Origin of the sequence: Bacteroides stercorirosoris (genome assembly GCF_900142015.1) — a bacterium.
Taxonomy (GTDB): Bacteria; Bacteroidota; Bacteroidia; order Bacteroidales; family Bacteroidaceae; genus Bacteroides; species Bacteroides stercorirosoris.
In genome coordinates this window covers 23,772-35,981 of sequence record NZ_FQZN01000023.1, presented here as the reverse complement: position 1 = coordinate 35,981, position 12,210 = coordinate 23,772, and the positions used below count along the sequence as shown (strand labels likewise).

General features: G+C 48.7%; 7 protein-coding genes. All 7 read left to right on the top strand.

Going from position 1 to position 12,210, the window contains the following annotated elements; translation table 11 throughout:
• Positions 1-8: 8 nt before the first annotated feature.
• A complete protein-coding gene (locus BUC01_RS16915) occupies positions 9-2,750 on the top strand; it encodes an endo-1,4-beta-xylanase (protein WP_073314304.1) in 2,742 nt (913 codons plus the stop codon).
• Positions 2,751-2,780: 30 nt separating this feature from the next.
• Positions 2,781-3,758: a glycoside hydrolase family 43 protein gene (locus tag BUC01_RS16910; protein WP_073314302.1), complete on the top strand. Its 978-nt coding sequence runs from the start codon at positions 2,781-2,783 to the stop codon at positions 3,756-3,758.
• A 24-nt stretch (positions 3,759-3,782) separates the two neighbouring features.
• Positions 3,783-5,882: an alpha-glucuronidase family glycosyl hydrolase gene (locus tag BUC01_RS16905; RefSeq protein WP_025834833.1), complete on the top strand. Its 2,100-nt coding sequence runs from the start codon at positions 3,783-3,785 to the stop codon at positions 5,880-5,882.
• A gap of 125 nt (positions 5,883-6,007) precedes the next feature.
• Positions 6,008-8,827 carry a M16 family metallopeptidase gene (locus BUC01_RS16900; protein WP_073314300.1) on the top strand — a complete coding sequence of 940 codons (2,820 nt, stop codon included), beginning with the start codon at positions 6,008-6,010 and terminating at the stop codon, positions 8,825-8,827.
• A 496-nt stretch (positions 8,828-9,323) separates the two neighbouring features.
• Positions 9,324-10,244, top strand: a complete 921-nt coding sequence (miaA, locus tag BUC01_RS16885; RefSeq protein ID WP_025834826.1) for a tRNA (adenosine(37)-N6)-dimethylallyltransferase MiaA — start codon at positions 9,324-9,326, stop codon at positions 10,242-10,244.
• A 76-nt stretch (positions 10,245-10,320) separates the two neighbouring features.
• Positions 10,321-11,247, top strand: coding sequence for a diacylglycerol/lipid kinase family protein (locus BUC01_RS16880; protein WP_025834824.1), 927 nt, complete (start codon positions 10,321-10,323; stop codon positions 11,245-11,247).
• Positions 11,248-11,273: 26 nt separating this feature from the next.
• Positions 11,274-12,077 carry a 3-deoxy-8-phosphooctulonate synthase gene (gene kdsA, locus BUC01_RS16875; RefSeq protein ID WP_025834822.1) on the top strand — a complete coding sequence of 268 codons (804 nt, stop codon included), beginning with the start codon at positions 11,274-11,276 and terminating at the stop codon, positions 12,075-12,077.
• The last annotated feature ends 133 nt before the right edge of the window (positions 12,078-12,210 follow it).

Here is a 12,210-nt window from a genome sequence, read left to right as displayed (position 1 = left end):
ACCATAGCATGAAATTAAAGAATATAGCCTTATCCGTCTGCACTGCTGCGCTGATAGCTTGCAATAGTGACAAACCCACAGTTGCAGACCCGACTCTGAAAGATATTATCGGTGATAAATTCCTTGTTGGTGTCGCCCTCAACTCCGAACAAGCGGCAGGGCGCGACACCAGCGCAGTCCGCATCGTGCAACGCCACTTCAACTCCATCGTGGCAGAAAACTGCATGAAGAGCGAAGTAATTCATCCCGAAGAAGACCGCTACGACTTTACCCTGGCAGACGAATTCGTAAAGTTTGGTGAAGAGAACGGAATGACCATCATCGGGCATTGCCTGATATGGCATTCGCAATTATCCCCGTGGTTCTGCGTAGACAACGAAGGACGGAATGTCTCACCCGAAGTCCTGAAACAACGGATGAAGGATCACATCCACACCATCGTGGGGCGGTATAAAGGCCGCATCAAAGGCTGGGATGTGGTGAACGAAGCCATTGAAGGAGACGGAAGCTACCGCCAGAGCAAATTCTACGAGATACTGGGAGAAGAATACATCCCGCTCGCTTTCCAGTTTGCCCATGAGGCCGACCCGGATGCGGAACTATACTACAATGACTATGGCATGCACGACCCCGGACGTCGGGACGGTGTGGTGCGCATGGTACGCTCACTGAAAGAGAAAGGTCTGCGTGTGGATGCCATCGGCATGCAAGGACACATGGGACTGGACTACCCAAGCATCGGTGATTATGAAACCAGCATCCTCGCCTTTGCTGCCACAGGTGCCAAAATCATGATTACGGAATGGGACATGAGCGCCCTCCCCACCCTGAACCGTGGAGCGAACATTGCTGATAAAGTAGCTTTCGAGAAAGCTCTGAATCCTTATCCCGAATCTCTTCCGGACAGCATATCACGGTTATGGAACGCCCGCATGAAGTCGTTCATGGAACTCTTCATCAAGCACTCCGACGTCATCACCCGCGTGACGGCCTGGGGAGTATCGGACGGCGACTCTTGGAAGAACGACTGGCCTGTGGCCGGACGCCGCGATTATCCGCTACTCTTCGACCGTTCCTATCAACCCAAACCTTTCCTAAAGGAGATTCTGGAACCAAGAGTAGCTAAATTCTACGAATTCAGCTACTCAGTTGACAATTCACAATTGACAATTGACAATTCTATGCAGCGTGACGGCGCAGCCAATTGTCAATTGTCAACTGTCAATTGTCAATTGCAAAACCCCGTTTTGCCCGGCTGTTACCCCGACCCCAGCATCTGCCGCGTAGGAAACGATTATTATATAGTCAATTCCTCTTTCGCCTTTTTCCCCGGCGTGCCCATCTGGCACAGTACGGACCTGACGAATTGGGAACAGTTGGGCTACGTCCTCAACCGCCCCTCACAGCTACCCATGTACGACGGGCTGCGCATCAGCGGCGGCATCTACGCCCCGGACATCAAATACAATCCGCACAACGGACTGTTCTACATGATAACCACCGCCGTAGATGGCGGAGGCAACTTCTTCGTCACCACCGACGACCCGAAGAAATGCAATTGGAGCGATCCTATATTCCTGCCCGAAGTGGGTGGCATCGATCCCGGTTTCCTTTTTGACGAAGACGGGAAAGCATACATCGTAAACAACGACGCCCCCGCCGGAAAGCCGGAATACAGTGGTCACCGGGCCATCTGGATACGTGAATTCGACTGGAAGAATGGCTGTACCGTAGGAAAACAAAAGATGATTATCGATGGTGGTGTGGACAAATCGCAGCACCCCGTCTGGATAGAAGGACCGCACCTCTACCGCATCAACGGAACTTATTATCTGATGGCTGCCGAAGGCGGAACAGGACCTGATCATTCGGAAGTAATCTTCACTGCCGACACCCCTTTCGGCCCCTTCAAGCCCTGTGCCATCAATCCGATACTGACGCAACGCGGACTGCCGGACGGCCGTCCCAACCCCGTCACCTGCGTCGGCCATGCCGACCTCGTACAGACACCCGGCGGCGACTGGTATGCCGTCTTCCTCGGTGTTCGTCCCTACAAAGGCGGGCACGACGTAATGGGACGCGAAACCTTCCTGCTCCCCGTCACCTGGAAAGAAGACCAGCCGGTAATTCTGCCCGAAGGCGAAACTATCACGTACACGGCCAATCGTCCTTACGGCCCTGCCCCGCTCTGGACGGCCGACGGACTGACAAAGGAAGCCTTCTTCATCCGCACCCCACTGGTGCCCTGCTATGAGATAGGAAGCAAAGGCCAGTTGACACTGACCGCCAGCAGCAGCGACCTCAACGACAAACGGCAACCCGCCGCCATCGGTCGCTGGATAAACAACTGGACCTTCACCGCCCAGACTGCCCTCGACTTTACCCCCCGGGAGCAAGGAGATTTTGCAGGCATCACCTGTTTCCACGATGATTATTGCTATATTCGCTTCGGAAAAACATTGGATAAGGAAGGTAAACCCGCTCTCTCACTGGAAGCATACAGCCGTGGAAAGCTCTGCAATCAGGCAAGCACTCCCCTGCCCAAAGCCGACGGAAAGATCTATCTGAAAGTAGAAGGAAACGATGCCGTGAACTACACTTTCAGCTACGCCACCAATCCCAAAGGCGAGTGGATGCAAGTAGGCGAACCTGTTTCCGCCGACCTGATAAGCACGCAGACAGCCGGCGGCTTCACAGGTACAATGGTAGGCATCTACGCAACAGGAAATTATGAAAATACTAATAACTGAAACGAACAATAACTCAAAAACAATATCACCGTGAAAAAAGAAAAAAGATACTTAGTACCCGAAGATTATATGGCAGACCCCGCCGTTCACGTATTCAACGACCGCCTTTACATCTACCCGTCGCACGACTGGGAAAGCGGCATCCCCGAAAATGACAACGGCGACCACTTCAACATGAAAGACTATCACGTCTTCTCCACCGACGATCCGATGCACGGAGAAATCACCGACCACGGCCTCGTGCTCACCACCGAAGACATCCCCTGGGCGGGACGCCAACTCTGGGACTGCGACGTAGCCGAGAAAGACGGAAAATACTATATGTACTTCCCCCTGAAAGACCAGAACGATATCTTCCGTATCGGTGTTGCCATCAGCGACCGTCCCGAAGGACCATTCATCCCTCAGCCCGACCCGATGCGCGGTAGTTACAGCATAGACCCCGCCGTATTGAATGACGGTGACGATAACTATTACATGTACTTCGGCGGCCTCTGGGGCGGACAATTGCAACGTTACCGTGACAACAAGGCTTTGGAAAGCGGTGCTACTTTCCCCGCAGACAATGAACCGTCCATCCCCGCACGCGTTGCCAAGCTCAGTGCGGACATGCTGCAATTTGCCGAAGAACCCAAAGCCGTAGTCATCCTGGACGAGAACGGCCAGCCACTGACTGCCGGAGATAACGACCGCCGCTTCTTCGAAGCCTCCTGGATGCACAAGTATAACGGAAAATACTACTTCTCCTACTCCACTGGAGACACCCACCGCCTGTGTTATGCCATCGGCGACAACCCATATGGCCCGTTCACCTATCAGGGTGTCATCCTTACCCCGGTCGTAGGTTGGACCACCCATCATGCCATTACGGAATACAAAGGCAAATGGTATCTGTTCCATCACGACAGCGTACCTTCCGGTGGACGCACCTGGTTGCGCAGTCTGAAAGTATGCGAACTGGAATACGATGCCGACGGACGTATCATTACCATCGAAGGATTGGATTAAAACAGCAATCAATAATTCTTATTTATGAAGAAACTACTTTCCCTACTCTTTATGATATGCTTTCTGTTTCCCGTTTCAGCCGAGAATGGAAGCCGCCTGTGGCTCCGCTACTCCACAGACGGGAATGCAACCATATCCTGCAACAAGCAATCGCCCATGCTGGGCATCGCCGCCACCGAGTTGCGCCGAGCCTGGAAAGGCGTGCCCGTTACATTAAGCCTCCAGCGCAACAAAGAAACACGTGCTTTAGGTGAAGAAGGATATCGCCTCTTCACTTCGGATGACGGCCGGAAGATAACCATCACCTCCGCCGGGGAGCGCGGTCTGCTTTACGGAGCCTTCCACCTGCTGAGGCTGCAAGACACCGGTACAGAAAACCTCTCTAAACTGAATATCAAGGAAAGTCCCGCTTACAATCTGCGCATCCTCAATCATTGGGATAATCTGGACCGCAGCATTGAACGGGGGTATGCCGGACGGTCCTTATGGGACTGGGAAGCTCTGCCTTCCACCCTCTCCGACCGCTATGCGGACTATGCCCGCGCCAATGCTTCCATCGGCATCAACGGTACGGTCATCAACAACGTAAACGCCTCCTCACAAATCCTTTCCACCGAATATCTGGAGAAAGTAAAAGCACTGGCAGATGTATTCCGCCCATACGGCATCCGTGTGTATCTCTCCATCAACTTTGCTTCCCCCATGCAACTGGGCGGCCTTGCTACTGCCGACCCGCTGGACAAAGAAGTTATCGCCTGGTGGAAGAACAAAACAAAAGAAATCTACCACCTCATCCCCGACTTCGGCGGCTTCCTCGTGAAAGCCAATTCCGAAGGGCAGCCCGGCCCGTGCGACTTCAACCGCACCCATGCCGAAGGTGCCAATATGCTGGCCGATGCAGTGAAACCTTACAAAGGTATTATCATGTGGCGTGCCTTCGTTTACAGCCCCAGTGATGCCGACCGCGCCAAACAGGCTTATCTGGAGTTCCAACCGTTGGACGGACAATTCCGCGATAACGTCATCGTGCAGATAAAGAACGGCCCGGTCGATTTCCAACCGCGCGAACCATACAGCCCCCTGTTCGGCGCCATGCCCAAGACCGCACAGATGGTTGAGTTCCAGATTACACAAGAATATCTAGGCTTCTCCAACCACCTCGTCTACCTCGCCCCTATGTGGAAAGAGTTCTTCGATTTCGTACAACCTTCTTCACTGAAAGCAATGGCGGGCGTTGCCAACATCGGAACCGATGCCAACTGGTGCGGACATCCCTTTGCACAGTCCAACTGGTATGCTTTCGGCCGCCTCGCCTGGAATCCTGAGTTATCCGCTGAAGCGATAGCGGAAGAGTGGTTGAAACAGACGTTCTTTAATGAAGAATTAAGAATGAAGAATGAAGAATTTGGGAAAGGAAATGAAGAACGTTTACAGTCCGATATCTCAATTAATTCTTCATTCCTCATTCTTCATTCTTCATTAAAACAGCTGATGATGCAAAGCCGTGAAGCCGTAGTAGACTACATGATGCCTCTCGGCCTCCACCACCTTTTTGCCTGGGGACATCATTACGGTCCCGAACCTTGGTGTGATATTCCCGGCGCACGTCCCGACTGGATGCCGTCTTATTATCACAAGGCTGATAAAGCCGGAATCGGCTTCGACCGCAGCCATACCGGAAGTAATGCCACCGCCCAATATCCCGACTCGCTTTGCCACCTCTACGACGACATCAGCACTTGTCCGGATGAATATCTGCTGTGGTTCCACCACGCCCCGTGGAATCACACCATGCAAAGCGGACGTACCCTCTGGGACGAACTCTGCTACCGATATGACAAAGGGGTGCAGCAGGTCAGAAGTTTCCAAAGGATATGGGATTTAACAGAAAATTATATCGACACGGAACGTTTCAAAGACGTGCAATCACGCCTGAAAATACAGGCACGCGATGCAGTTTGGTGGAAAGACGCCTGCCTGCTCTACTTCATGGAATACTCAGGTATGCGGATTCCCTACGACATCGAACGCCCGATACATGAACTGGATGACCTGAAACAGGTGAAACTTCCGATTGACAACCACGAATGTCCTACAAGGAAGATGCTGGACGAAAGAAGATAGATATGTTTTATTCACCTAAATATTTGCCTGAGAAACAGTCATAATTATAAAAAAAAGCCTTCCTTTGTGATTCATTCCCCTTTTCTCAGACAAATAGAACAATATTCATCTTAATCTTCATAGATATGAAACATTTATTCCGCAGTTTATTGGTTATAGCGTTGATTGTATGCTGTAACTTCCAACAAGCTCTCGCGCAGCAGCAACCTCCTATTCCCGTCGATCCGAATGTACGTATCGGCAAACTGGATAATGGCCTGACTTACTATCTCCGCAAAAACAATCTCCCTGCCAACCGTGCCGATTTCTATATCGCCCAAAAAGTAGGTTCCATACAGGAAGAGGAAAACCAGCGCGGCCTCGCCCACTTTCTCGAACACATGTGCTTCAACGGAACTACCCATTTCCCGGGTGATGCACTGAAACAATATCTGGAACGCATCGGAGTAAAATTCGGTGAAAATCTGAATGCTTACACCTCCGTAGACGAAACCGTTTACAACATTTCCAACGTTCCTGTCAATACTCCAGGCGCTGTCGATTCCTGCCTACTGATTCTGCATGACTGGAGCAACGACCTGACACTGGATCCGAAAGAAATTGATAAAGAACGTGGCGTCATCAACGAAGAGTGGCGTACACGTATGAGCGCCATGCAGCGTTTCCAGGAGAAACTACTCCCCGCCATGTTTGCCGGAACCAAGTATGCCACTTGTTTTCCTATCGGAACCATGGACGTGGTGATGAACTTCAAACCGCAAACATTAAGGGATTATTATGAGAAATGGTATCGTCCCGACCTGCAAGGTATCGTTGTGGTAGGAGATATTGATGTGGATGCCGTCGAAGCCCAGATCAAGAAACTATTCGCCGATGTCCCCGCACAACCCAACGCTGCCAAACGCGAATATTATCCGGTAAATGACAATAAAGAACCTATCGTACTTATTGCCCGGGATAAGGAACAGCCTCATATTCAAGCCATCGTCTTCAACAAACATAAGGCGACTCCTAATTCAGAAAAAGACAAGATTGGATATCTGGTGGAAAACTACGCTACCAACCTTATCAATAATATGCTAAATGCCCGTTTGAACGAACTGCTTCAGGAAGCTAACCCTCCGTACATTTACGCAGGAAGCTATGACGGAGACTTCTTCGTGGCAAAAACCAAACAAGCCTTCACCGGCATCGTCGTTTGCAAGGAAGATGCAGTAGAAAGCGGTATTGCCACCTTACTTCGCGAAATGGAACGTGCCCGCCGGTTCGGTTTCACCGAAAGCGAATACCAACGCGCCCGCGCCGAGTATTTGCGCAATCTGGAATCTGCCTACAACGAACGTGACAAACGCAAGAACGACGAATACATCAATGAATATGTACGTCACTTCCTTGATAACGAGCCCATACCGGGCATCGAAAACGAATATGGCATCATCAGCCAGATAGCTCCGAGCATCCCCGTAGAGCCTTTGAACATGATGATGCAAACACTTGTAACGGACACCAATCAGGTGGTCGCCATCTTCGGCCCCGAAAAAGAGAATCTGAAAATGCCGACAGAAGATGCCATTAAGAAGATTCTGCATGATGTAAAAGCCGAGGAACTGGCTCCATACGTCGACAAAGTATCAGACGAGCCCCTGATGAAAGAAACTCCGAAAGGTGGAAAAATCATCTCCGAACAAAAAGACGACGTATTCGGCACTACCATGCTGACATTATCCAACGGAGTAAAAGTAATCATCAAGAAGACTGACTTCAAAGCTGATGAGATTATTATGAAAGGTGTGAGTCTGGGCGGAAGTTCACTATTTCCGGACTCGGAAATCATCAACATCAATGGCTTGGATGCCGTCTCCGTAGGTGGTCTGGGCAACTTCAGCACCGTAGATCTTGAAAAGATACTGGCAGGCAAAAGAGCTTCTGTGGGTTACGGTATCGGCGACAAGACAGAGTCCGTCAACGGCTACTGCTCTCCAAAAGACTTTGAGACAATGATGCAGCTTACCTATCTGACATTTACCGCACCGCGCCGGGACGATGATGCTTTCGCATCCTACAAGAACCGTAACAAAGCGGCATGGCTGAACCAGGAAATGAACCCCATGACGGCATTCGGAGACAGTGTCACCTATGCCCTGCGAATGGGACATCCCCGTACTCTACGTATCAAATCCGACATGGTAGACAAGATGGATTATGACAAGATACTGGCAATGTATCAGGACCGTTTCAAGGATGCCAGCGACTTCACCTTCATCTTTGTCGGTAATGTGGACATTGAAGAAATGAAACCGCTTATCGCCGAATATCTCGGAGCATTGCCCTCAATCAACCGTAAGGAATCATTCAAAGATAACAAAATCGAATATCGCAAAGGAGTTTACAAGAATGAGTTCATCCGTGAACAGGAAACAGCCAAAGCCTCCAATTTCGTTTGCTTTACCGGTACCTGCAAGTATGATTTTAAAAATACCATTCTGATGGATATGACTTGCCAGGTCATGGACTTGGTTTATACAGAGAAAGTGCGTGAAGATGAAGGCGGAACTTACAGTGTATATGTAGGCGGTAACCTCTCTAAATATCCTAAAGAGATAGCCGGACTGCAAGTCATTTTCGACACAGCACCCTCTAAACGGGAGAAACTGATGAAAATCATCTTTGCGGAAATAGAACACATAGCCAAAGAAGGACCTTCTGAAACCAATCTTAATAAGGTAAAAGAGTTCATGCTGAAGAAGCATACCGAAGACCTGAAAGAAAACAGCTACTGGATGGGAAGCATCGACGAATATCTGTTCACCGGAATGAACCCTGTAAAAGACTACGAACAGATGGTAAACAGCATTACAGCTAAAGATATTCAGAGGTTTGCCGATGACTTGTTCAAACAGAAGAACGAGGTAGAAGTTTCAATGATCAGTCCTGAAAAGGAATAAAATAACAAGCAATGTTCCGGATGATTACAAGCAATGTATTCATCCGGAACATTGCTTGTTTCATGATATAACTATGCTTGCTGTCAGATGCAGATAAGATCCGTTCAGAGAACGGTACATGACATACGGGCATAAAAAAAGGAGTACCGCTGTACTCCAACCTTTGTTAACCTTAAATCTAATACTATGAAAAACACATTGCAAAGGTACGCACTTTTTCGAAATTAGCAAGCTCCGTGTACGGAAACAGTGTATTTATAACACCATTTAAGAGAAGCAGTTTCTTTTTTCACGTCCTTTTTCATATCTTTGTTTTATAGTGAAGATAAGTTACACCTCAACATTAAAAATAAGCAAGCTTATTTTGTATTGCTTCCGGTTTGCATTATCTTTGCCAAAAGCGAAGATAAGCTGCACCTCAGCATTAAAAATAAGCAAGCTTATTTTGTACTGCTTTCAGTTTGCATTATCTTTGCCCAAATAATCAAAACGACTTATGCCTGACTATGATTTGATAGCTATATTAGGTCCTACCGCCTCCGGAAAAACTCCTTTTGCCGCAGCACTGGCAGATGCTCTCGACACAGAAATCATCAGTGCGGACTCCAGGCAAATCTACCGCGGTATGGACCTCGGCACGGGTAAGGATCTCATAGACTACACCGTGAACGACAGACAAATCCCTTATCATCTGATTGACATTGCCGACCCAGGGTATAAATACAACGTCTTCGAATATCAACGTGATTTTCTGACAGCGTACGAGACTATTAAACAAAAAGGGAAACTCCCTGTTTTGTGTGGAGGCACAGGTATGTACCTGGAAGCTGTGCTGAAAGGATACAGATTGCTGCCGGTTCCCGAAAATGCAGAATTGCGCACGCGGCTTGCCGACAAGTCTCTGGAAGAGTTGACCGAAATGCTGAAACAGTACAAATCCTTGCATAATACCACGGACGTAGACACTGCCAAGCGTGCCATCCGTGCCATAGAGATAGAAGAGTATTATGCCCATACCCCGGTAGACGAACGTGCGTTTCCCAAACTGAACAGCCTCATCATCGGTGTAGACATAGACCGGGAATTGCGTCGCGAAAAGATATCCCGCCGCTTGCGCCAACGTCTGGATGAGGGAATGGTGGACGAGGTACGCCGCCTGATAGAGCAAGGTATTCAGCCGGATGACCTTATCTATTACGGTTTGGAATACAAATATCTGACGCTTTACGTCATTGGTAAACTGACTTACGAAGAGATGTATAAGGAGCTTGAGATTGCTATCCATCAATTTGCCAAGCGCCAGATGACCTGGTTCCGCGGTATGGAACGGCGTGGTTTTACCATCCACTGGATGGATGCCGGGTTGCCAATGGAAGAAAAGATCGCTTTTGTACAAGCGAAACTCAAAGAGAATTAGTACTTTTGTAAGTGGAGAGTTAAGAATTGAGAGTTGAATACTCATCATTCATAATTTATAATTTAGAAATTGCGTCATGAGTGTAGAGCCCGAAAAGTGGGGAGTGATATACAACCCCAAAGCCGGCACCCGAAAAGTGCAGAAGCGGTGGAAAGAAATCAAAGAATACATGGACAGCAAAGGCGTGTCTTATGACTACGTGCAGTCCGAAGGGTTCGGATCAGTGGAACGTCTGGCCGGTATTCTTGCCAACAATGGTTACCGCACGATTGTCGTTGTAGGTGGTGACGGCGCACTAAATGATGCCATCAACGGTATCATGTCGTCCAATGCAGAAAACAAAAGAGAAATCGCCATAGGCATTATCCCGAACGGTATCGGCAATGACTTTGCCAAATACTGGGAAATGACCTCGGAATATAAAGATGCCGTGGATTGTATCATCAATAACCGTCGCCGTAAAATAGACGTCGGATTTTGTAACTATTACGATGGTGAGAAGCACGTGACACGCTATTTTCTCAATGCCATCAACATTGGTCTGGGAGCCCGTATTGTAAAAATCACCGATCAGACCAAACGGTTCTGGGGAATGAAATACCTGTCTTACCTCATGGCCCTCATCTCAATTATCTTTGAACGGAAACTCTATCGTATGCATCTCAAAATAAATGGAGAACATATCCGGGGACGTATCATGACGGTGTGCATCGGCAGCGCCTGGGGATATGGCCAGGCACCGAGTGCGGTTCCATACAACGGTTGGCTGGATGTATCTGTCATCTATCGCCCGGAGTTACTGCAACTTATATCCGGCTTATGGATGCTCATTCAAGGCCGCATATTAAATCATAAAGTCGTGATGCCTTACCGGACCCAGAAAGTAAAGGTGCTGCGCGCCCAAAATGCCTCGGTAGATTTGGACGGACGTATCCTCGACCGGCATTTTCCACTGGATATCGGGATAATGCATGAAGCGATTACACTGATTATACCAAACTGAAATTAACTGCTTAATAACTTATTCACATGATTGAACTGAAAAATAATCCTGCGGGAAACTTCTTTCTACTGGCAGGCCCTTGTGTTATCGAAGGAGAAGAAATGGCAATGCGCATCGCCGAACGCGTAGTAGCCATCACAGAGAAACTACAAATTCCCTATGTTTTTAAAGGTTCTTACCGTAAGGCAAACCGTTCGCGTCTGGACTCATTTATGGGCATAGGTGACGAGAAAGCATTGAAAGTATTGGAAAAAGTACATAACACTTTCGGCGTGCCCACCGTTACTGACATCCATTCCGCCGAAGAGGCAGCAATGGCAGCCGAATATGTGGATATACTGCAAATCCCGGCATTCCTTTGCCGACAGACAGACATCCTGATTGCCGCTGCTAAAACGGGAAAAACGGTCAATATCAAGAAGGGACAATTCCTTTCACCTCTTGCCATGCGCTTTGCTGCGGAAAAAGTAGTAGAAGCCGGAAACAAGGAAGTTATGATTACCGAGCGCGGGACAACTTTCGGATATCAGGACTTAGTCGTAGATTATCGTGGCATACCTGAAATGCAGACTTTCGGCTATCCGGTTATTCTGGATGTTACCCACTCTCTGCAGCAACCTAATCAGACAAGCGGAGTGACAGGCGGTATGCCGCAACTCATTGAGACAGTTGCCAAAGCCGGTATTGCAGTAGGTGCCGACGGATTGTTTATTGAGACGCATGAGCATCCCGAAGTAGCCAAGAGTGACGGTGCCAATATGCTGAAACTGGATTTGCTGGAAGGATTGCTGACAAAACTGGTCCGTATTCGTGAAGCGATAAAAGAATAAGTAAGACGATAAAAGGATAAGTAAGACAATAAAAGCTATTGGCGGAACTTATTCATTCCTGTAGCAGATATGAGCTAAATGATGAACAATACTATCTCCATTCTCCTCCTCTCGGGAGGAGGAGCACCCGTAG